The organism is Paenibacillus sp. JT22N15 (genome assembly GCF_059383755.1).
The window spans coordinates 1-22,090 of record NZ_JBXENV010000031.1 but is presented as its reverse complement, the minus strand read 5'-3'; the positions used below and the strand labels follow the sequence as shown (position 1 = coordinate 22,090).

The following is a 22,090-nucleotide window of genomic DNA, read 5'->3' as shown; positions in this document are numbered from 1 at the left end:
TGAATTCTTCATTGTATCGTTGCCGTTGTTCTCCCACTCGCGGACACCTCTTCTTTTTCGTTACGTCTATTATTAGGCGTTCCTTAACGCTGTGTCCACTTTTTATTCTAGCTACAGGAAATCCGCTATTGCCCTCATTATCCCATCAAAATGGCGAAAATCAGCGTATTAGCGGCTCCTGAGTCCGTATAAGGTGCCATAACCCATGATTTTGCTAAAATAGCTGCTGCTGTGTCCGCCAAGTCGATCCAGGTGCAGGGAGCAGCTTTTTAACCTCTAGAGTATTCCTAGCACACAACAGCTTATCGCGCTTCCAAGCAAGGCAGCTCAAGCTCGGCGGTGAGTCCGGCTCCAGGCCCATTAGTTAACGTCAGTCGCCCGTGATGGGCTTTGGCTATTCGGAAAGCCATCGGCAGCCCGAGACCATGTCCGGAAGGTCTGGCATATTTTCGATTTGCGGAAAAAGGCAGCTCCAGCACATCGGCCAGCTCTTCCGGCGGGATGCCTCGTCCATTGTCTAATACAATGAAGCGGCACGTATGCTTGTCGGCCGCAAGCTCTGCTCGCAGCCTGATGTCGCATCCCTGTGGATTATGGCGGATCGCATTGTGGACGAGATTGGTCATGGCGCGCAGCAGCAGACGCTCGTCCCCGTATATTTGGGCGGTTTCGTTTATGTCGTCCATTTCGAGCGTAAAGCTGGGCTCAAGCCCCGCATTAATCATATCGGAAGCCACCTGGCGAGTCAGTGCTGCCAGCCGCAAAGCCTTCGGAGTGAGCGGCTGCATTTCATACTCCAGCATGGAAACGAGATTCAAGTCGCTTACTAAGGTGCGCAGCTTCTCTGCTTGATAACGAATAATCCCCGCATGCTTTCGCTGCAACGGCGGAACTTCGTGATGCTCCTCCAGCTCGCTGGCATAGCCGAGCACCATGGAAAGCGGGGTGCGAATGTCATGGGAAATGCCAGCGATCCAGTTGGATCGCGCTTCATCCCTGCTTTTGAGCGAAGCATTTTTCTGATGCAGCAGCGATGAGGCATGGTTGACAGACTGGGCAAGGTCAGCGAGCATTCCCTTAGGCTCAAGCTGCACCTCCTGATCCGCGGCAAGCGCCTGTATGCCCTGCGTTAGCGGGCGGATGGAAAGCAGGAGCCGTGAGCCGATCAGCAGGGCCACAATCAGCACCAGCACTAGGTTCCCTATAAGTAGGAGCAGGGCGCGCAGCGGCAAATTTTTGACCCAGTCGATCGGCAGTATATGCTGGTATTTGACAAGGTTGTCCTTCGGATAGCCGATCACGATAAGTCCGTCTGCATGCTCCCACACAAATACGGGATAATCCATCAAGTAGCTCATGGAAAGCTTGGCGACATCCGTCAAGCTATAGTGGGCAGGGAGCTCTTCGGGCAAGCTGTGCCCCCACGTAACCTGCCCCGCCGGGCTAATTAACATCGCCCACACCTGCTGGTCATCCAGCAGTGCCGCTGTTTCGGCCTCAAGAACATACCCATTATTCGCAGCCTTCAGCCCTTCAGCCGTATGCCGCACAACCGCGGCTGGCGAACTCCCCTCGACCGTCCCTGTACTAACCCAGATGAGCAGCAGCAAAAAGTTAAGCACGAGCAAAGAGAGCGAGATGAGCATCGTCGCCCCAATAAAACGCTTTAATATACGAACGGTGCCTCCCATTATTCCTCCCCCTTGACCAGCAGCTTGTATCCCAAGCCGCGAACAGTTAGCAGATGCTCAGGATTGGAGGGCATCTCTTCTATTTTTTCACGAATGCGGCGAATATGAACCATTAAGGTATTTTCATACCCATAATAATCATCGCTCCACGCTGCTTGGCAAAGGGCATCATTGGTCACAATGCGGTTCCGGTTTTCATAAAACTTGGTTAGCAGAACAAGCTCTTTAGCGGTTAAAGAAACCTCCTCGCTGGACGTCCGCACAATGCCGCTTTCCAAATCAATGACACGGGGTCCAAGTTGAAAAATAGGGCGCTGCTCCTGACGGAATGGTGCATATACTCGCCGTAAAATCGCGCTCAAACGCAGCAGCAGCTCGCGCGGCAAAAAAGGCTTCACCATATAATCGTCGGCGCCTAGCCCAAGGCCGAGCAAACGATCCTCATCCTCTCCTCTGGCGGATAGAAACAGCACCGGAACGCTTGAGAACTGCCGAAGCGACTTGAGCAGAGAGAACCCGTCCCCGTCAGGCAGCATAATATCCAAAAGGACGAGGTCCGGCTTGGCCGACCTAATGGTACGCAGTGCCTCCGCGCAGGTAGCTGCCTGGAAAATGCGGGTAAAGCCTTCTTTACGTAAAAAACCTTCGACCATTTCCCTCAAATCGCTCTCATCATCGACGATGAGCAGCTTTTTATGTTTTAAGTCTTCCATATTGTTCATCACCCATTTTTAGTATACCTTGCTTTTGCTGGTTTTGGAGCGTGACGGGCCGCCATTGGCCCGATTTAAGGCTGGCGTAAGGTTAGCTTCAGTTTACAGCAAGGCGGCATCGTTATGCTTGATTGACAAAATCAAGATTGGAGTGAATGACGATGCAAGCGATTGTATCTACCCGCGGCCTGTCCAAACGATACGGCAGCAGCTATTCCGTCGAAAAGCTCGATTTATCGGTGGAAGAGGGAGAGATTTATGGCTTTCTTGGGCCGAACGGAGCCGGGAAATCGACGACATTAAAAATGATTCTTGGGCTCGCCCAGCCGACGGAGGGCAGCGTGACCGTATTCGGCAAGGAGCTGGCCAAGCACCGCCGTCTTATTTTAAGCCAAACGGGCTCTCTAATTGAATCCCCTTCCTACTACGGACATCTGACGGGCCTAGAAAACATGCGCGTCGTGCAGCGGCTGCGGAATATGCCTGGCAGTCATGTGCGGGAGGCGCTGAGAATTGTCCGGCTGGAGCAGCAGCAGCATAAAAAAGTATCGCAGTATTCCTTGGGCATGAAGCAGCGTTTAGGCATTGCGATGGCGCTGCTGGCTTCGCCTAAGCTGCTGGTGCTGGATGAGCCGACGAATGGGCTCGATCCGGCAGGTATCGGTGAAATCCGCGAGCTGATTAAATCTTTGCCGCAGCGCTTGGGAATGACGGTGTTAATATCCAGCCATCTATTGTCGGAAATCGAACAGATCGCCACCTCGGTAGGCATTATCCATCAAGGTAAAATGCTGTTCCAAGGCAAGCTGGATGAGCTGCGAAATGAAAGCCTGCCGACGATTGCCTTTAAGACGAGCCAAAATCCAATGGCGCATTCGCTGCTCGCTGCCCAAGGGTTTGCGCCGATTTTACAGGATGGCTTCCTGCGGCTGCGTCATCTGACAGATGCCCAGATAGCGCGAATTAATAGGGAGCTGCTTGCAGCAGATATTGACGTGCTGCGCATTGAAGAGCATAAAAAAAGCTTGGAGAGCCTGTTTCTCGAATTGACGGGGAAGGAGCGCAGCCTATGATTCGCTCGATTTGGCTGGAAGGCTACAAGCTGCGCCGAAAATACGTCGGGTTGACGGTACTGCTGATGATTGGGGTGGAAATGGGGTGGGCGTTTATGGCAACAAGCATGTCCATCGCCCGCAATCCTGATCAGGCCAGCTGGGAGCCGCTTATTGCGATGACGGCATCCTTGAACGGTCTGTTTGCCCCTATTCTCGCAGCGATCTGCGTATCGCGTATTTGTGATATAGAGCATAAAGGCAATACGTGGAAGCTGCTGCTTTCCATGTCTGTCAAGCGGGAGAGGTTATATGCTGCCAAATATGGCTGTGTGGCGCTTATTTTGCTGCTTGCCTGTTTTGTGCAAGTATTGGCGCTAATCGGCTTCGGCAAAATAAATGCTTTTGAAGAAGTGGTGCCTATTATACTGCTAGGACGCTTGCTTGCTGGAACGATGGCTGCCCACTTGGCTGTCATTGCCCTGCAGCAGTGGTTATCCATGGCGCTTAAAAATCAGGCCTTCGCGCTATGTCTCGGTATGCTTGGCGGGTTCATTGGCATGGCTGCTGATCTGTTTCCGAGTGCGATAAGGCCATTGTTCATTTGGTCGTATTATTCGGGACTTAGTCCGGTTGCCCAGAGCTATACGGATAATCAGCTTGAATTTATAGCACGTGATTTAGGGGCGGGGCTTCCGTTGCTGGGGCTGCTGCTATTCATGGGGTTGTTGATCTATGGAGCAGGCCGATGGCATATATCCAGGCAGGAGGTGTAGAGAATGTTTATGCTAAAAAGGGTAGTTCCCGCTGAATGTCTGAAGCTGCGCCATTCGCATCTATGGATCGTATTGATAGCGCTGCCGATCGTCAGTATTCTGATGGGCTGCGGTAATTTTTATATGAATCAGGGTGTCCTGCAAAATGGCTGGTATAGCTTATGGTCGCAAGTCGGGCTGTTTTATGGCGAGTTTTTTTTTCCGGTGCTGATCGCTATTTGTTGTGCCTATCTGTGCAGACTGGAGCATTCAGGTAAAAACTGGAACATGATGATGACAGCGCCGATTCCGGCTGCCAGCATTTTTTGGGCCAAGCTTTTTACAGCAAGCATGCTGACGGCTTTTGTACAAGTGGTGTTTGTCCTGCTGTATATAATAGGGGGCACGATGGTTGGATTAAGCCTCTCCGAATTGCCGGGAGAATTATTCGGCTGGCTGGTGCGGGGCTGGCTGGCTGCTGTTACGATCAGCAGCTTCCAATTGCTGCTGTCCATGCGGATACGCAGCTTTGCCGTCCCCGTAGGAATCGGGCTAGGGGCAACTTTTCTGGGACTGGGCATGTATGTAGCGAAGGCCGGGCTGTTTTTTCCGCATTCGCTGCTGACGATTGGAATGGGCGTGCTTAGCCCGGAGAGTTTGCCGCCTCAGCAGCAGCTAACGGTTGTGATTGTGAATTTGCTTTATGCAGCTGCATTCAGCGCCGCTGCCATTTATCGGCTGCGAACGGCTGACGTTTCGGCATAAAGCCCATCGCCAGCGGACCCATGAACAGCATTAGGCATCATTCGTCAAAATAAGCACAATATTGAAATTTTAAATATACGCATGGTACAAGGATATGGTAGCCTAGGAGGGAAGCGTTACCAATGATGAACGACGAATGATGAATGAACAAAGGAGCTGAACGTTTATGCTGCAACTCGACTTGACTGGAAAGACCGCGCTCGTAACCGGAGCAACTGGAGATTTGGGACGCGTAATGGTTAGAACACTCGCAGATTGCGGGGCGGATATCGTCATTCATTATCGGAGCAATGAGGACAAGGCGCTGGAGCTGAAGCAGGAGGTTGAGGCCTTGGGCAGACGTGCGATTACGGTTCAGGCAGATATTACGAAGCAAGGCGATGTGGATAAACTTCAAGCGGAAGCAGCGGCAAGCCTTGGACATGTGGACATTGTCGTGGCAAATGCCGTCATTCAGTACCAATGGGAAAGCGTGCTGAAGCAGCCGGTGGAGGACTATGAAAGCCAGTTCGAATCCTGCGTCATGCAAAGCGTCTATTTGGCCAAAGCATTCGTTCCGGCAATGGTGGAGCGCGGCGGCGGCCGTTTTATCGGCATTAATACGGAATGCGCCATGCAAAATGCGCCCGGCCAATCGGCCTACGTAGCAGGCAAAAGAGGCATGGACGGCGTATACCGCGTGCTTGCCAAAGAGGTTGGCGAGAGCGGCATTACGGTCAATCAAGTGGCACCGGGCTGGACGATCAGCGATCGGGACCGTGCGACAGGCAGCGAGCGCAATGAAGGCTATGAGAAAAATGTGCCGCTGAAGCGGCGGGGAAGCGATCAGGAAATTGCCAACACAGTCGCATTTCTGGCCTCCGAGCTGTCCAGCTTCATTACGGGGGCGTATGTGCCGGTCAATGGCGGAAATGTTATGCCAGCCATCTAATTAAGCTACATAAATCGATAGGGGGAGTTCTCTTGTCCGAGTCTACGATTAGCAAACGACTTGTTGAGCTTGATATTGTGCTGCCAGCGGCGAGCGAGCCGGCGGCTAAATACGCAAACTTTGTAAATGTGAATGGACTGCTGTTTGTTTCCGGCAAGGGGCCTTCTGGAAACCCGAAAGGCAAGCTGGGCAAAGACTTCTCTACGGAGGAAGGCTATGAATTTGCCCGGCAGGCGGGGCTGGAGGTGCTCGCTGTGCTGCAGCAAGCAGTGGGCTCTCTCGATAAAGTAAAACGGGTCGTGAAAATTCAAGGCTTCGTCAATGCGACAGCTGAATTTGAAGAGCATCACAAGGTGCTGAATGGCTGCTCGGACTTAATGATGGATGTGTTCGGGGAAAAAGGAAGCCATGCCCGCTCCGTACTCGGAGCCGTTTCAGTAAGAAATAATCTCCCGATTATTGTGGATTCGATTTTTGAAGTAGAGGAGTAGGGTGCGCGCTAAAGCCCCTGTGCTGAAGATACCGCTGTTCCTTTCATGAAAAAAAGCCGGAGCACCCGCTCGTACGCGGGGCTTCGGCTTTTTCCTATATTATTGCTGCCTATTACTTGGCAGCTGGCTTCACATACAGGCGGCTCGTCTCTTCCCAGATGCCGTTTGGCTCCAGGCTGACTAGGCCGATTTCGTCTGCTGGCAAATCGACATTCGGTGCATTGACGAGGTTAAGCTGCGGCTCAGGGCAGAAGAACTGACCGGAGGCGTTGCTGTTCCACACCATCCACTGTTTATAGGCTGTTCCTGCATCATAGACCAAAGTCACTTGCTCGCGGGCATCTGTGAGCTCCATCTGATTGCGGCCATTGCGCGTCTCCACCGTATAGTGATTGTCCAGTGGCTCAAAATAAGGAGAAGCGCCCGTCGTCTTCAGCTTCTCCTCGTCGCTGCTAAGCGGCAAAAACTGTCCGGTTGGCAGCATGCGCTCGTTCAGCTCCCAGCGTTTTCCGGCTGTCAGCGTGAAGCTGTAGTCTTCGGAAGAGCTTTGTGGGGCAAAAGGCGCATTGATCGCTGTATGGAAGCCGATTAGGCAAGGCATAGCGTCGTTCCCGCGGTTATGTACGGAAATATGTTGAAATAGTCCTTGATCACTCAATGAATAACGCAGCGTAATCGCAAAACGATGCGGCAAATACGTATAAATCGGATGCTGCTCATCCACTGCGATTTGAAGCAGCACGAAGCTTTCGGTTTTCAGTGTGCCGTAGTCCAGCACTTCCCATGCAGCCGTATGTACGAAGCCATGCAAATGGTTTCCTGTTCTTGGCTCATTGATTGGGAACGTATACGTCTTGCCGTTCATTGTGAACGTGCCATCTTGATAACGGTTCGGAGGGAACAGCACGGGAATGCCGTGAGTGCCGGGACTTGCTTTAAATGCGGCCATTTCACTCTCAGCTGGCTCATGCAAAAAATGATAGCCCTTCTCCACATCGCGGAACGCAATCAGGTTAGCCCCTACTGCGGGCAAAACCGCAGCCTCGTAGGCGCCCCATTTTAGCCAAACGGCTGGTTCTCCATGAAATGCTTGCTCAAGCGCTTGTCCTTGCTTGCTCATAATAGCCTCCTTAAATTTGGCGAATATTTGGCGATTCATGCTCCAGATTAGAATAACAGGATCAATGTAAACACACAACCGCCGTATTCCGTTAGACACGGTATACGGCGGTTGTGTGTGAATGAACGGCGACTGCGTGCGCATATGGACGTCGTTTATTAGTGTACTGTGCGGTATTTGCCTGTTAACCGATTACTGCGCTTGCCCTAAGAGCTGCTTGATGACGGTTTGCTTGCGTCTAGGGATAGGGACGTTCTTGGAGTCGGATGCATCGGTTCCGAAATAAGCAATGCCGTCCGTGATCGCCTTCACCTTGCGAATGTTAATGTAGCAATTGGAGCTCACTTGATAAAAGTGGCTGTCATCAATCAGCTTGCGAATCTGGTCCCCGGTCATTCTTTTCTTTATATTGTAGTTTCTGCCGTGGAAGCTGACGAGCTCGGGCATGCCGACCTTGAAAAAAAGGACGTCCGACTCAATTTCAAAATCCTCGTAAATGTTGCGTTCACCGTTCAATCCAGTATTCATCATTCCATAAGCCCCCTTCAAGAAATGAGAATGAAAACGGAAAATTGTTAGCGCTTACATTATATCATGGGCAGAAGACATTGGAAAGCGTTTTTTCGAAAACGGTTGTCTGCTTATTTTCATTGTGCTATGGTCACTATAAATATAAAAATTACGCTTACATAATGAGAGTACGAGAGGATGAATACGATTGAAAGCAAATAAGCTCGCAGGAATCGTCTATATCGGCTGCTATGGCAGTGCTTCGGAGCCGTGTATTTACGTAGCGAAACAGGATAGCGAATCCGGCTTGCTGAATGTGATTCAGCAGGTAACAGGCATTGAAAATGCATCATTTTTGAGCGTGAATGAAGCACGGGACCGGTTGTATGCGGTCAGTGAAACGGCGGAGGCGAACGGCGTGCCGGGCGGAGAGGTTGCTGCTTATGCGATTGACCCGGAAACCGGCAAGCTGAGCGAGTTGAACCGCCAGTCTACCCATGGCGAGCATCCTTGTTATGTCAGCTCGGATGGCCATTCGGTATTCGTAGCTAATTATACAGGGGGAAATGCAGCGGTGCTGCCGCTTGCAGAGGATGGTTCTTTGCAGCCGGCGGCAGCAGTTGTCGGCAGCAAGGGAGAGCTTGGGCCAAATGCGGGCCGTCAGGATGCGCCGCATGCCCATACGATTTTGCCGCTCGGCGGGCCATCGCCTTATGTTTACATAACGGATCTCGGCACGGATTCCATCCTTATTTACCGCCACAATCCACAGGCAGCAGAGCCGCTTCAGCTTGCGTCCTCCTACCAGCTGCATGCGGGAGCAGGGCCGCGGCATTTGGCGCTGCATGAGCAGCTGCCAATCGTCTATGTGATGAATGAGCTGGATTCGACGGTGTCGGTGCTGCGAAAGAATGGAGAGGATGCAGGCTCTTTGGAGCTGGTGCAGACTATTAGCGCGCTGCCTGAAGGGTTTAATGCTTACAACGATGCGGCGCATATTGCGCTGGCACCGTCGGGCAAGTTTTTGTACAGCTCCAATCGCGGCCATGATAGCATTGCGGTATTTGCAGTGAATGCGGCTGATGGCAGCCTAACGCTATTGCAGCATATTTCCTGCGGCGGGGAAGGCCCGCGCAATTTTGCACTTGCCCCTGATGGCAGCAGGCTGCTCGTGGCGAACCAGAAGACCAATCACCTTTTGAGCTATCAGGTTGATGCAGGCAGCGGTATGCTGACGTCTGAGGGCGAGCTTTTACAAGTTTCGAGTCCTGTGTTCGTCTGGATTGGTTAAACACAGCACAATCAGTGAGAGAAGGCGGGCGGCATGTCCAATGTAGATACATTAAGCAAACCGATTAAAACGATGGATACGAAAAATAAAGCGTTATTTGGCATATTATTCGCCATTAGCGGCGTCCACCTGCTGAATGATTCAATGCAGTCGGTCGTCGCAGCCCTATTCCCGATTTTTGAACAATCGCTCGGTCTAACGTTCGGACAAATCGGCTGGATTACGTTTACGCTGTATATGACCTCTTCCGTGCTGCAGCCGGTTATTGGCATTTTATCGGATAAAAAGCCTGCACCGTGGATGCTTATCGCCGGCATGTGCTGCAGTATGGCAGGGATGGCGGGACTCGCCTATGCGCCAAATTTCTGGACGCTATTGCTCGCTGTCGTGTTCGTTGGCTTTGGTTCAGCGGTATTCCACCCCGAGGGCTCGAGGGTTGTTTATTTTGCTGCGGGCGGCAGACGAGGTCTGGCGCAGTCGATCTATCAGGTCGGCGGTAATTTTGGACAAGCGCTAGCGCCGCTCATGACGATTTTTATATTCGTCCCGCTTGGGCAGCGAGGCGCCGTATGGGGGACGCTGCTGGCGCTGGCAGGCATTATCCTGCTGCTGCGCATCGTGCCTTGGTACGCGGCGGAGCTCGCAGCGAAAGGACTCGCCGATCGCAAGGCGAAACAGAGCGGCGCAGCAGCAAATGCGGATACACTCAGCACGAAAGCAGTAGCCATTGCGCTAGTGCTGCTGCTCGTGATGGTGTTTGCCCGCTCTTGGTATGCAGCTGGGCTCACAAGCTTTTACCAATTTTATTTGCAGCGGGATTATGGATTGTCGATTGGCGCCGCGCAGGTGCCGCTCTTTCTGTTTATGGCGGCGGGCGTCGCTGGAACGTTCCTCGGCGGCATGCTGTCCGACCGCTTCGGGCGCAAGCGGATGCTGCTGTTCTCAATTGCTGGGGCAGCACCGCTGACCGTCATTTTGCCGCATTTGCCGATTTTTTGGGTGTATCCGGTTATTACGCTGCTTGGCCTCATTCTCCAATCGAGCTTCTCGGTCAGCGTCGTTTATGCGCAGGAGCTAATGCCAGGCAAAGTCGGCATGGCATCCGGGCTGATTACCGGGCTCGCCTTCGGCATGGGCGGCTTGGGAGCAATCGTGCTTGGCACAGCAGCCGACCATTACAGCATTGCGCAGGTGATGTACGCCTCCAGCGTGCTGCCGCTGCTCGGCCTGTTCGGCATTTTGCTGCCGAAGGATCGGCGGAACTAAGTTGCGAATGAAAAAGTCTCCAAAACCGTGGATTAGAGCGGCTTTGGAGACTTTTTTTTGAATAATACAAAAGGGTGGGTTGTAAGACTGCTGATTTAACTCGCAGCGTTCAAGCGCGCTTTTCGCCTAATGAGGTGGTAAGCGATATAGCCGACTGCGTTAAATAAAGTAAAGACGATTATCCAACCGGTATTAAGCCTTCTATGATGGTAGGCGTTGATAATGGCCCAAATGGTGAAAAGCACAATATAGGCTGTAAGTCCGCCAACAAGGACGGCATCGAACACTCCAGCGAAATGGCGGGATTTAATATGAATGAACCATTCCTGATCAAGTGAGTAGTAGTAATCCATCCATTCAAAAATAGGGACGGACGTATCATATTGATAGTCAGGAATAGCGCCTTCGGGATTAAAATCGGAGGATTCCCCGTTGCTTCGCTCGACCTTATCAAGCTTGTACACTTTAATGCTGGCAATTTGTCCAGCGGATTGCGCCAGCTGCTTAATGTGCTCCTGCTGATCAGCGGTAATACTGGACTGAGTCCCTAGCAGGTCAGAAATACGATCGGCAATAGCGCGGTTCTCGTTGTTATTTCCGAGTTCATCTACCCAGATGATGAAAACGGTGAGAAGGCTGGCGATTAGGAAAAAAATCGCCGTGTACAGCACTCTTTTTGCGAAAATCCGCTGTGCCTGAAACAGCTGTCCAATGACCAATTGCAGCTCGGCTTCTCCTCCAAATCGCTCAATAGCCAGATGAACGGCCTCCTGCTCGGATTTGCCCTCCTGCTTTAACTCATGTACGGCCTCCATTAGATGGCTGCGCATTTCATCCTTCAGTTCTTTTATTTCCTTCTTATTCCCGGCCGCATGCTGATACAACCTGTTCACATACACTTCAATTTCCTTCAACATGGTCTCCCCCTTGCAAAAATGATTCCATCATATGCTTCAGAAACTCCCATTCGGAGCGTTTAACCAAATAGCCCTCTACGCCTTCCGCGGTAAGCTTGTAATATTTGCGTCTGCCGCCGGGCCCTTGCTCATTGCCCCAATAGGATGTAATCCACTTATTTTTCTCCAGCCGCTTGAGCGATAAATACAAGGTGCCTTCCTTTAGATCAAATTGATTGGCGCTCTGGTCGCGCACATTTTTAGCTAATTCATAACCGTAGCGATCCCGGCTGTGCAGCAAGGACAATATGATCGTATCGATATGCCCCTTCAAAACTTCCTTGTTAATTTCCAAAACGTTCATCCCCCCTGAAATGAATATAAATTATAATACTATATAATGCAAGGTATTATAAAAAATAAAATATAGCGAAATCATTTATGCTCTTTGAGCATTTGAAATGGATATTGAAAATAACCAAACAAAATGTTATTATGTCTATAAAATAATAGTTTTCATTTGGGTGGTGTTTGTTTTGTCGCAAAATGATTTGTTCTGGTCAGCAGAGCTTGCCGACCTAAAGAAAGGCTTTGTATTCGTTCAAGACGAAGGCCGATATAGCTGTCTCGTGTGTGGAGCAGCCTTTGAGGACGGAGAAGTGTTTCGAGTACCGGATAGTGATAAATGGTATGAAGCCCGCAAATATGCAGCATATCATGTTCAGCATAGCCATGGCTCGATGCTCGACTACTTGCTCGGTCTGGATAAGAAGGCGAGCGGGCTGACCGATTTGCAAAAGCAGCTCATCCGGCAGTTTGCCTCGGGCATGTCCGATGCGGAAATCGTCAAAAGCTCGGGAGGCGGCAGCGCATCGACGATTCGCAATCATCGGTTTGTGCTGAAGGAGAAAGCGAAGCAGGCGAAGCTGCTGCTTGCTGCTATTGAGCTGATGGAGAGTGGAGTGTCCGCAGATACGCCGCGTTTTATGCCGATCCACCGCACAGCGACGCAGGTTGATGAACGGTATGCAATTACCGAGGATGAGTACGAGTTGATCATGAAGCAATATTTTCCACAGGGGCCGGATGGTCCGCTTGCTTCTTTTCCACGGAAGGAGAAGCGCAAGGTGGCGATTTTGCGCCATATTTCAGCTGATTTTGAAGCATCGCGCAAGTACACGGAGAAGGAAATAAATGAGCAGCTCAAACGCTACTGGGAAGCGGACTATGTGACGCTGCGCCGCTATTTGATCGAATATGGCTTTCTTGACCGCACGGATGATTGCAGCGAATATTGGGTTAAGAACTGACTGAGGCAAGGCAGCTTTATGGATGGGGACGAATAGGACGAAGAGACAAATTTGAGGAGGAGCAGCGATGAATAAAGAAGAGCGCAAGCAGCTGACGGCACAGTATATGGAGCAGGAACGGGTGATGGGCGTCTATCAAATTACGAATACGCAAAACGGACGCAAGTTTATTGGCTCGACCTCCAATATGGATGGGGCATTAAATCGGGTGCGGTTTGAGCTGGACTTTGGCACGCACAAAAATGATGAGCTGCAAATGGACTGGAATGAGCAGGGAGCGGCGCAGTTCGAATTTGATATTTTGGAGAAAATGAAGCTTGAAGAGAAGGTGCTGTACGATTATAAGGATGTGTTCCCAGCGGAGCAGGGAGGCACGTCAGCCGAGCAAATGCGCAAATATAAAAAAGCGGCTGAAGAGCTGGAACAGAAATGGCTGGAAAAGCTGCTGGCTGAAGGCGTCGATTGTTATAACGAGCCGGAATAGGCTAAGCGCGGCAGGCTAGGTAAGCGAGCATGAAGCAAGCTTCATAAAGCGTTTCGAAAAAAGAGAGCAGGATCATTCGCCCGAAAGGGGACGGATGGTCCTGTTTTTGTATGCTTGCCGCTTTGCAGCATGCTGCTGCATGCAGGTATGATGCTTGCTCAATCGATAAACTGAATCGGCTCATAGACAATTTCTATTAGCAAGTAAATTGACGGTAAGAGATGGGAAGTGATAGAGTGTTGTTTATATTAAAACCAATTAAGTTAATGAGAATTATCGGAAATTGAACACGAGGTGAAGGGCGGGAACGAATGGAGGAGCGGCGCGGTGCTTCACTGGAAGCGTAATCTTTATATTTTATGGTTTGGGCTGTTTTTCAATCACATGGCATATACGCTCTCGGTGCCATTTTTCCCGTTGTTTTTGCAGCATGATTTGGGTGTCGACAAAGGTTTGGAGGCTTGGTCCGGCGTTTCCATTGCGATCAGCTTTCTGATCAGCGGTTTATGTGCGCCCTTCTGGGGCTCGCTTGCCGATAAATATGGCAGCAAGCTGATGCTTGTCCGTTCAGGCGTTGGCCTTGGGGCCGCGCATGTGGCGAACTATTTTGTCCATGATCCTTATACGTTTATCATTGTGAGGATTTTTCAAGGGGTGATGGCGGGTTTTACGCCCGCCTCGCTCGCTTTGGTCGGGACGAACACACCGGAAAAACACGTTGGATACGCGCTGGGCGTCATCTCCACATCAACCGCTGCTGGCGGCATTGTAGGTCCGCTTGTCGGAGGCGTGCTGAGCCAATGGATTGGACTGCGTGAATGCTTCATTGCATCAGGCATCATTACGCTGATTTCAGCAACCGTTGTTCTAGGTGTAAAAGAAGTGCATGAGCGCCGTACCGAGGCACGGCCGAGCGTGCTTCAGGATTTGAAGCAGGCAGCGCTTAATTCCAAATTATTTCGGGTCTATGGGCTGATTTTGCTGGTGTCCACCTCGGTCATGATTTTGGAGCCATTGGTGACGCTCTATGTTGTGCAAATTGGCGGCAGCATAAGCAACGCTAAGCTCAGCTCGGGTATAGTATTTTCGGCGATAGGGGTTGCTACCGTCATTATGGGCCCTTACTGGGGGAGGCTTGGCGGGCGAATCGGTTATGGCAAGGTGCTGCTTATTGGGCTGATTGGCGGCGGCATTGGCAATTTGCTTCAACTGACCATGCAGCATCTGATCGGCTTTGGCATTTTACGCTTTGGCTACGGTTTGTTTTTCGCCGCTGTGTATCCAGCGCTAAATGCGCTCGTTATCCAATATGCGGATAAGGATTTTCGGGGGAGAGCGGTTAGTCTGAGCCAAACTGCCAGTCAATTTGGCATTGTAGTAGGCCCGCTGCTGGGCGGATTTCTCGGCGGGTGGGCCGGTATTCCATTTGTATTTTTATTAACGGGCATTACTTTGCTGGGAGCAGCATGGGGAATAAGGGAGGCAAGTCATGACAAAACGACAATTAAAGCTAGGGGCTAATTTAAACGGGGTAGGGAATAGCATTTCTTTTTGGCGTCATCCAGATGTGCCGATTAATGCGAGCGTAAGCTTGGATTTTTATAAAAAGCAGGCGCAAATAGCCGAGCAGGGCAAATTTGATCTGCTGTTTATCGCGGACGGCTTGTTTATTAACGAGAAGTCCAATCCGCATTTTTTAAACCGGTTTGAGCCATTGACGCTGTTGTCAGCGCTCGCGGGAGCAACCTCGCATATCGGCCTTGTTGCGACGTTATCGACCTCCTACAGCGAGCCATTTACGGTCGCTAGACAGTTCGCCTCCATTGACCAATTGAGCGGAGGCAGAGCGGGCTGGAATGTTGTCACTTCGCCGCTGGAAGGCTCGGCACTCAATTTTGGCAAGGGCGAGCATCCGAATCATGCGCTCCGCTACGAAATAGCCGAAGAGCATTTGGAAGTAGTGAAAGGCTTATGGGATTCATGGGAAGATGATGCTTTTGTCGGCGACAAAGCGGCTGGTGTGTTTTTTGACAAGGAGAAGCTGCATACGCTGCATCATAAAGGAGCTTTTTTCTCAGTGCAGGGGCCGCTTAATGTGGCGCGCTCTCGGCAGGGCTATCCGGTTGTGTTCCAGGCTGGCTCCTCGGAAGCGGGCAAGGATTTAGCAGCGAGGTCGGCTGATGCGATTTATTCGGCACATGAAACGTTTGAGGAAGCGCGGGCTTTTTATCAGGATGTGAAGGGAAGAGCGGCAGCATTGGGCCGGGAGTCTGGCGAGCTGCTGATTTTCCCGGGGATCGGGCCAATTGTCGGAAGAACCGAAGCGGAGGCGGAGCAGAAGTATCAGGAAATAGCTGAGCTTGTGGAAATTGAACAAGCGCTGCTTTATTTGGGGCGTTACTTTGATCATTTTGATTTTTCCCAGTTTCCGCTGGATGAGCCGTTCCCCGACATTGGCAATATCGGCAGCAACAGCTTCCGCAGCACAACGGACAAAATCAAGCAGGAGGCAAAGGAGCAGGGACTTACGCTGCGCCAGGTTGCGCTTCGGGCATCGACGCCACGCACCTCGTTTATCGGTACGCCGGAGAAAATTGCAGACCAAATTCAGCAATGGTTTGAAGGGGAGGCGGCAGACGGCTTTAACGTTCGAACGGTCGTCCCAGGCGGCTTGGCAGATTTCGTAGAGCTGGTCGTTCCGATTTTGCAGGAGCGCGGTCTATTTCGTACTGAATATGAGAGCGATACGCTGCGCGGCAATTTAGGACTTGAAGTGCCGAGTAATCGGTATGCAGTAAAGCATTGACCTTAGCACAACCAACGACAAAAAAACGGCCGAGATCCGATCTCGGCCGTTTTTGTTATTAAAGCAGTGAAAAGATAGCAGTGAAAAATTAGAAGCTTGCTGCGATTTCTTTCGCTTTAACGATTGCTTGTGCTTTAATGGCTTGGCCTTGATCTTGCGATACAGCCATGCCTTCAACAAACAGCGGCTCAAAGGAAGGAATTCCGTAGAACAGCGAGATTTTTTTCAGGTAGCTAAAGCCGCTTTCCATTGCAGCTCCAGGACCTTCGGAATAAACGCCGCCGCTAGCTTGGATGTGCAAGCCTTTTTTATCAGTAAGCAGGCCTACAGGACCTTCAGCAGTGTATTTGAACGTTTTGCCAGCAACGGAAACCGCATCAATGTACGCTTTCAGAACTGGAGGGAACGAGAAGTTCCACATTGGGGAAACGAAAACATATTTATCAGCTGCAACGAACTGATCAACGAGCTCGCCCAGACGTGCTACTTTTGCTTGCTCAGCAGCAGAAAGCTGGTCGAAAGCAGTGCCGGATTGAAGCTTGCCCCAGCCGCTGAATACGTCAGCATCGATAGCAGGGATATCAAGATTGAACAGGTCAAGTCGAACGACTTCATCAGAAGGATTAGCTTCACGATATGCGTTAACGAATTCTTCACCTACAGCAAGGCTGAAAGATGTGGAGTGATCATGCGGGTGTGCAGTAATGTACAATACAGTAGACATAATTATAACTTCCCTTCAAATTTAAATGGTACTTCTCCATTATAACTTTTTTTAAGTTAATTTCAATAAGTGATTTATTAATTTTAATGTTAGACTATTTTTTTGATGGGACGATTGTGGACTTAAGTAAGTCTGCCCTTGTGTGGAGTTATTTATTTATGAAAATTCAGCTCGAAGGCAAGCTTATGATGGACAGCAGAAACGCCAAAACCACAGCCTCGTTACGACTATGGTTTTGGATTCCGCTATTTGAAAATGATCACTTTGTACTTACTGTGCGAGCAATTTATCCAACAAGCGAATGATCATCGCAACGGACTCCGCACGGGAAGCTGATTCATTCGGTTTGAACAAGCCGTTGCCTTTGCCACTTACGATACCGGCAGCTGCGAAAGCACTGATTTGTTCAGAGGCCCAATTCGCAGTTGCATCCGAGAAAGGATTGGATGTGTTAGGAGCATAGTTCGTCAACCGAGCAAGCATTGCAACGATCTCAGCGCGGGAAATTTCTTGATTAGGATGGAAAGAACCGTCACTGTAACCCGTAATTATCCCTTTAGCCTGTAAGCCTGCAATCGCTTCTGAGGCCCAGTGCCCTTGTGTGTCAGAGAAGGAAGAGCCGCTTGCATCCGCAAAGCCAAAAGCTTTCGCAAGCATTGTGGCGAACTCAGCGCGAGTTACCTTTTCATTGGGATGATAAGAGCCATCACTGTACCCTGTTACAATGCCCATCTTAGCGGCACGCTCGACTACTGTTGCACTCCATGAAGCTGCTGGAACGTCCGTAAAGCTTACGGTAGGAGCAGATTGCTCTTTTTCTACGATAGCCTTAACTACGTCTACATCAACCTTGTCGTTGAAAACCAGCGTCGAAGGCGTTGGTGTCTGTGCCGGCGTTGGCGTTGGTACTGGTGTCGACGTCGGTACTGGCGATGGTGTTGTTACTGGTGTCGATGTAGATGGCGAAGTTGGTGTCGGCGTCGGTGTAGGTGTTGGCGTTGGTGTCGACGGCTCATTATCCGTTGTTTTCACAACGGAAAACTCATCTAGGATATTACCTGCACTCGTACGTGCTTCCACACGAATCTTATCATCGGAAATTTCAATAGCGGAATATACAGGAACGTCTTCATCAAATATAAAATTCAAATAATTATACTGGGTGCCATCATAGAATTTCCAGCCCGAAGCACCGCCATCCAGGTATACAGTACCTTCATTTGTAGCTTTATTCGGCTTGCCCTCCAGCATTGGATAGGTGCGGGCATACACATGATCGTGACCCACTAGAACCAAATCAACTTTCTTCTCTTCCAAAATAGGCGCAAAATACGTTTGGGTATACTCCACAAGGGATTCCCGACCATTTTCCGTATGGTAGGCAGGACGGTGGAACATAGCGATCGTCCATTTTTTATCATTTTGATCCAAGTCTTCTTTCAACCATGCTGCTTGTTCAATCATTTGTTCCTCTGTGCCTTCTGAGTTCAATACGACGAAATGAGTGTCATCGACCTCATAAGAATAAGCATATTGCAGTTGGGATGCGGGTCCGTTCTTTGGAAAATTAGCACCTTTAGTAAATACTTCCTTACCTTCGCTCTTCACATCATGATTACCCAAGGTTAGAGCTGTTGGAAGTGTTGCTGCATAAACCGAAGAAGCTTGCCAGAACTTCTGCCATTCTTCAAATGCGCCGCCTACATCAACCATATCTCCGCCATGCATAATAAACTGCGTTGATGGATATTGTGTCAAAGCGCTAGTCATTAGTGCTTGATATGCTTGTATTCCTTGTGATTGATTCGTATGCGAATCCGTAATAAACAAGAAGGAGGTCGGGGTTGATTTGTTCTGGTCTACAGTAGAATATTTATGCCACTCCGACCAATTGCCCTCATAGCCTACACGATATTTGTAAGCAGTATCTGGTTTCAAGCCTTCAATCAGGACATTATGAAAGCGGATCTCGCCCTTCGTTCCATTTTCCTTCATACTCAGCACTTGAAGCTCGCTTTCAGCATGCTGTTGTTTTACATGGTTGAAATCAGGGCTTTCTCCTGTTCCCCAATCACTAGCTTCGATGTATTGAATATAAGTAGAAGTTTGATCTGGTTTTGTTTGCCAGGCGGCGCTCAGTTGTGAAGACATATCCTCTGTCACATAGGTCTGAACATATTGCGGTTCATCCGTCCCGTACTGCTCCACAACTTCGTAATGGACAACCTTACTGTTCTGATCCCCGATGACAGCTTGAACCTGATAGGTTCCAAGTGCCAACGTAGTCAGGTCTGTCGTTAATTGTCCTTTAGCATCTGTTTTACCGAGGCTGCTACTCAGTAATTGACTGCTAACATCGGCTTCAGAGATATAGCCTGTTGTTTGGCCATCTGCGAGAATAACCTCGAATAATCCATCCTCGGGTTCAGCTGAAGCATAGAAGCGTTCTCCAGCTTTTGCAACCATTAAGACATCAGAAGATGTATCATCATCCTCATATACACTAGACGTTACCGTGTTAACTGTAACTACCGAGCTTTGCTTTAATAAGCCAGTGAAAACAATATCCGCACCTTCATAAGGTTTGCCTTCACGGTCTAATACAGTAAAAGTAGACGATGTGCCCAAACCCATTCCCGTCATTGCTAGCTGATATGGAAATGCGATTGTATAGTGGATGGGGGAAGCTAGCGGTGAGCTAGTCTGAACTCCGCCCGCTGTAAGATTAGGATTACTCATAGTTATGGTTTTGTAATTTTCACCACGCTCTAAAATGGCATGAGAGCTCACTCTGAAGTTAACCGTAACGACATCATGGGTTGCGGCTGTCACGTTATCAAGAGCTACCTGAACCATTCCGTGATCATTGTCGATAGCTGAGTCTAAGGCAACTCCAGCCGCCTGAGTAATGCTTTCAACTTGAAGAGTGCTTGCATCATAATTTAATGCGAATTTTACCGATTCAGCATTCAAGTAGTCTTTGATGTTAACTTGAACAGGGTAGATTTCATTGCTGACTGCTTCTCCGTCAGCAGTCATGAACAAACGTTCACCTGCATTTATCGTGAAAGCATATGTTTTGCTTGCTGGGTTGCCGGCCATATCCTTCACGTCAATAATAAGCTCATGATAACCGCCGTCCACAAATGCTCCCGGATAGGTTAATAAACCTGTGTCAGAAGAATAGTTTGCTCCTTGTGTAATATCCGATCCATCCAAAAGAACCGATAACGTATCTAAATCTAGACCTGCTCCGTTATCGGTTAGCTCGACCTTTAATTCATCAAGCGGAGCGTTTAATACGTCATTCTCCACAGGGGCTATAGGTTTAATGGTAGGTACGTCTTTATCCTCATCCAAATCCTCATAGATAAAGGTAATATCATCTACCCAAATCGAGCCTTTATTTTTTTTGCTCATATTCGATTGTTTCAATTGGAAAAACAATTCAAGGACAATCGGACCTGGCTTGCCCTGTGGAACAGCGGCCTCAATATATTTCCAACCAGACCAGTTGATACCCGTTTGATTTGCGTCATAAAACTCTGCTTGGAAAGAGGAGCCGCCTTGATCTCTAAATTTTGTCGTTAGCAAATGTCCTTCATTGTTGCCATAAACCCACATGCCTACTTTAGTAGGGTAACCTGTTAGGGGAATATTCCCTGTTTTGTACCCTACTTCGATTTGAGACGGGTTATCCACTATGCCAATCATATCGTAATCAATTCTAGCCGAATATTGTCCATTTCTTACATGCTTCTGGTTATCCTCCAGGTGCAGCGTAGCGTCATACATCCGTTTAGGATTAAATTTCACATCTGAGATTCCATCTTCAAAATCCTCAACTATAACGGAGGGCGTAACCATATCTGCAGCATAGACATGATTATTTTGAACAAAACCTGGACTTAATCCTCCTGCCAGCAATGTTACCAATGATAAGGTTACTATTGCCTTGCGCCATGCTCTGATTTTCATTACTTTTCCTACTCCCTTTAATAAAATGATTGTCCAACGAGTACTATAACAGCGCTATGTAAATTTAAAACTCATTAACTATTAAGAAATTATATTTATTTAGGTTGAAAAATTAATAATTCTTTTGATAAGTAGAACCTGAATATGTATAGGTTAGGTTTTTCATGATGGACATCATCTACTGCAATGGAAATTGGGATCGAACCTAGCAATGGGGTAGTGCTGCTTGACATGCAAAAAATCCACAACCGAAGCGGTTGCGGATTACATTGTGATGGCGAGGGAGTCGGACCCCTTTTCGAAGATTACGCCAAGCTTGCTTTTATAGGTGTAGTAAAGGATTTGATGTCACCTGAGAAGCCGCCTTTGGCTCATCTGCTTACAGAATGTTCTTTCAATATATGCGCAGTAGTCTCCAACGAATGAATTCCTTTTGCAATATCTACGATAAACTCCACGGCATATTCACGTTCCATTCTTAGATGTTTTCCATTTAACAAAAGGAATGATTTTGTCACCAGATGAGCTGTCCGTTTATTTCCATTGTGAAAGCAAAGATTTTTAACTAGCGACTCTAGTAGGGCTGCAGCTTTGTCGAATAAATGGGGGTAAGCATCTTCTTCAAAAACACTTTGCTGAGGTCTATGTACCGCAGATTCCAGCAGGCCGTGATCCTTCACACCTGCTTGGTCTGCGTCGTTCATTTTTTTCATCATGAAGTAGTGGGCCGAAATAACCTCTTCTTTGGTTAGGAATATGGCCATATCATCGATCCCTTAAATCTTTAAGGATACCTTCATCTTCTTCAAACACGTCAAAGAAGGCTTCAAGAACTTCTGGTCTTACATTATCTGGGAGTTGACCTTGCCGCACCTTCTTCAACACCACTTCACCGCGATCATTCTCAATAAATTCGATCTCATCACCTTGTGAGATATTCAGCTTCTCAGCCAGGCTTTTTGGCAAGCTTACTCCCAAACTATTGCCCATTCGTCCAATTTTGCGGGAATACCGCGTTACATTTGGTTTATTATTTGTCACTTTGACCACACCATTCATTGATATTCTCATCTCTATAAGTATGATCTATACTCAATTTGTTATACCTTATAACTGTAATAACTTTTATAACGTATGTACATAATAGCAAATTACTCCTCAAATTTAAAGCACAAACACCATCCTCATATGGATGGTCAGATTGTCGAGAAACCCTACGTCTTGTTCCAAGACGCTTGGGTTTCTCTTTATTTTGGGGATCCAAACGAAGCTAAAGGAGGAGGATTCCCCTATTGCGTCCTCCTTTC

At 49.0% G+C, this 22,090-nt stretch carries 21 protein-coding genes; 11 read left to right on the top strand and 10 right to left on the bottom strand.

What is annotated here, in order from left to right; translation table 11 throughout:
- Positions 1-302: 302 nt before the first annotated feature.
- The gene (locus tag AC50X8_RS32275) at positions 303-1,691 is read right to left on the bottom strand and encodes a sensor histidine kinase (RefSeq protein ID WP_494883691.1); all 1,389 of its coding nucleotides are present in this window, start codon (positions 1,689-1,691) and stop codon (positions 303-305) included.
- A complete protein-coding gene (locus tag AC50X8_RS32270; protein WP_494883689.1) occupies positions 1,691-2,404 on the bottom strand; it encodes a response regulator transcription factor in 714 nt (237 codons plus the stop codon). Before AC50X8_RS32270 ends, AC50X8_RS32275 begins: the two co-directional genes overlap by 1 nt.
- 155 nt (positions 2,405-2,559) lie before the next feature.
- Here AC50X8_RS32270 and AC50X8_RS32265 point away from each other — a divergent pair, with 155 nt between their 5' ends.
- The 5 genes from AC50X8_RS32265 (at position 2,560) to AC50X8_RS32245 (ending at position 6,398) form a co-directional block, all read left to right on the top strand.
- On the top strand, positions 2,560-3,477 hold the full coding sequence (locus AC50X8_RS32265) for an ABC transporter ATP-binding protein (protein WP_494883687.1): 918 nt from the start codon (positions 2,560-2,562) through the stop codon (positions 3,475-3,477).
- Positions 3,474-4,232, top strand: coding sequence for an ABC transporter permease (locus AC50X8_RS32260; RefSeq protein ID WP_494883685.1), 759 nt, complete (start codon positions 3,474-3,476; stop codon positions 4,230-4,232). The genes AC50X8_RS32265 and AC50X8_RS32260 overlap by 4 nt, the downstream gene beginning before the upstream one ends.
- A gap of 9 nt (positions 4,233-4,241) precedes the next feature.
- Positions 4,242-4,976, top strand: coding sequence for an ABC transporter permease (locus AC50X8_RS32255; RefSeq protein ID WP_494883693.1), 735 nt, complete (start codon positions 4,242-4,244; stop codon positions 4,974-4,976).
- A gap of 169 nt (positions 4,977-5,145) precedes the next feature.
- Positions 5,146-5,907, top strand: coding sequence for an SDR family NAD(P)-dependent oxidoreductase (locus AC50X8_RS32250; protein WP_056043014.1), 762 nt, complete (start codon positions 5,146-5,148; stop codon positions 5,905-5,907).
- 32 nt (positions 5,908-5,939) lie between these two features.
- The gene (locus AC50X8_RS32245; RefSeq protein WP_494883683.1) at positions 5,940-6,398 is read left to right on the top strand and encodes a RidA family protein; all 459 of its coding nucleotides are present in this window, start codon (positions 5,940-5,942) and stop codon (positions 6,396-6,398) included.
- Positions 6,399-6,510: 112 nt separating this feature from the next.
- Here the strand turns inward: AC50X8_RS32245 and AC50X8_RS32240 are convergent, their stop codons facing one another.
- Together AC50X8_RS32240 and AC50X8_RS32235 are read right to left on the bottom strand one after the other, a co-directional pair.
- Positions 6,511-7,518, bottom strand: a complete 1,008-nt coding sequence (locus AC50X8_RS32240; RefSeq protein WP_494883681.1) for an aldose 1-epimerase — start codon at positions 7,516-7,518, stop codon at positions 6,511-6,513.
- A 192-nt stretch (positions 7,519-7,710) separates the two neighbouring features.
- Entirely contained in the window at positions 7,711-8,049 is a 339-nt protein-coding gene (locus AC50X8_RS32235; RefSeq protein ID WP_327204957.1) for a LytTR family transcriptional regulator DNA-binding domain-containing protein, read from the bottom strand.
- A gap of 187 nt (positions 8,050-8,236) precedes the next feature.
- On the opposite strand from AC50X8_RS32235, the gene AC50X8_RS32230 reads away from it, so the two are divergent.
- Complete coding sequence (locus AC50X8_RS32230) at positions 8,237-9,319, top strand: lactonase family protein (protein WP_494859395.1); 1,083 nt, start codon at positions 8,237-8,239, stop codon at positions 9,317-9,319.
- A 33-nt stretch (positions 9,320-9,352) separates the two neighbouring features.
- On the top strand, positions 9,353-10,585 hold the full coding sequence (locus tag AC50X8_RS32225; protein WP_494859397.1) for an MFS transporter: 1,233 nt from the start codon (positions 9,353-9,355) through the stop codon (positions 10,583-10,585).
- Between the two features lie 95 nt (positions 10,586-10,680).
- Here AC50X8_RS32225 and AC50X8_RS32220 read toward each other — a convergent pair whose 3' ends face one another.
- On the bottom strand, positions 10,681-11,502 hold the full coding sequence (locus AC50X8_RS32220) for a permease prefix domain 1-containing protein (RefSeq protein ID WP_056042749.1): 822 nt from the start codon (positions 11,500-11,502) through the stop codon (positions 10,681-10,683).
- The gene (locus AC50X8_RS32215) at positions 11,486-11,836 is read right to left on the bottom strand and encodes a PadR family transcriptional regulator (protein WP_056042747.1); all 351 of its coding nucleotides are present in this window, start codon (positions 11,834-11,836) and stop codon (positions 11,486-11,488) included. The genes AC50X8_RS32220 and AC50X8_RS32215 overlap by 17 nt, the downstream gene beginning before the upstream one ends.
- Positions 11,837-12,017: 181 nt before the next feature.
- Here AC50X8_RS32215 and AC50X8_RS32210 point away from each other — a divergent pair, with 181 nt between their 5' ends.
- The 4 genes from AC50X8_RS32210 (at position 12,018) to AC50X8_RS32195 (ending at position 16,081) form a co-directional block, all read left to right on the top strand.
- The gene (locus AC50X8_RS32210) at positions 12,018-12,791 is read left to right on the top strand and encodes a DUF2087 domain-containing protein (protein WP_235533325.1); all 774 of its coding nucleotides are present in this window, start codon (positions 12,018-12,020) and stop codon (positions 12,789-12,791) included.
- Positions 12,792-12,858: 67 nt separating this feature from the next.
- Positions 12,859-13,275, top strand: coding sequence for a GIY-YIG nuclease family protein (locus AC50X8_RS32205; RefSeq protein WP_056042745.1), 417 nt, complete (start codon positions 12,859-12,861; stop codon positions 13,273-13,275).
- Positions 13,276-13,602: 327 nt separating this feature from the next.
- Positions 13,603-14,796 (top strand): MFS transporter, encoded by a 1,194-nt coding sequence (locus AC50X8_RS32200; RefSeq protein ID WP_155973598.1) that lies wholly within the window; start codon positions 13,603-13,605, stop codon positions 14,794-14,796.
- Positions 14,765-16,081 carry an LLM class flavin-dependent oxidoreductase gene (locus AC50X8_RS32195; protein ID WP_494883678.1) on the top strand — a complete coding sequence of 439 codons (1,317 nt, stop codon included), beginning with the start codon at positions 14,765-14,767 and terminating at the stop codon, positions 16,079-16,081. The genes AC50X8_RS32200 and AC50X8_RS32195 overlap by 32 nt, the downstream gene beginning before the upstream one ends.
- An 88-nt stretch (positions 16,082-16,169) precedes the next feature.
- Here the strand turns inward: AC50X8_RS32195 and AC50X8_RS32190 are convergent, their stop codons facing one another.
- The 4 genes from AC50X8_RS32190 to AC50X8_RS32175 all read right to left on the bottom strand — a co-directional run bounded on the left by AC50X8_RS32190 (position 16,170) and on the right by AC50X8_RS32175 (position 21,842).
- Entirely contained in the window at positions 16,170-16,805 is a 636-nt protein-coding gene (locus tag AC50X8_RS32190) for an FMN-dependent NADH-azoreductase (protein WP_056042741.1), read from the bottom strand.
- 270 nt (positions 16,806-17,075) lie between these two features.
- On the bottom strand, positions 17,076-20,783 hold the full coding sequence (locus AC50X8_RS32185; protein WP_494883676.1) for an S-layer homology domain-containing protein: 3,708 nt from the start codon (positions 20,781-20,783) through the stop codon (positions 17,076-17,078).
- Positions 20,784-21,154: 371 nt separating this feature from the next.
- Complete coding sequence (locus tag AC50X8_RS32180) at positions 21,155-21,547, bottom strand: type II toxin-antitoxin system death-on-curing family toxin (protein WP_056042737.1); 393 nt, start codon at positions 21,545-21,547, stop codon at positions 21,155-21,157.
- 1 nt (position 21,548) lies between these two features.
- The gene (locus AC50X8_RS32175; RefSeq protein ID WP_056042735.1) at positions 21,549-21,842 is read right to left on the bottom strand and encodes an AbrB/MazE/SpoVT family DNA-binding domain-containing protein; all 294 of its coding nucleotides are present in this window, start codon (positions 21,840-21,842) and stop codon (positions 21,549-21,551) included.
- Positions 21,843-22,090 lie beyond the last annotated feature (248 nt).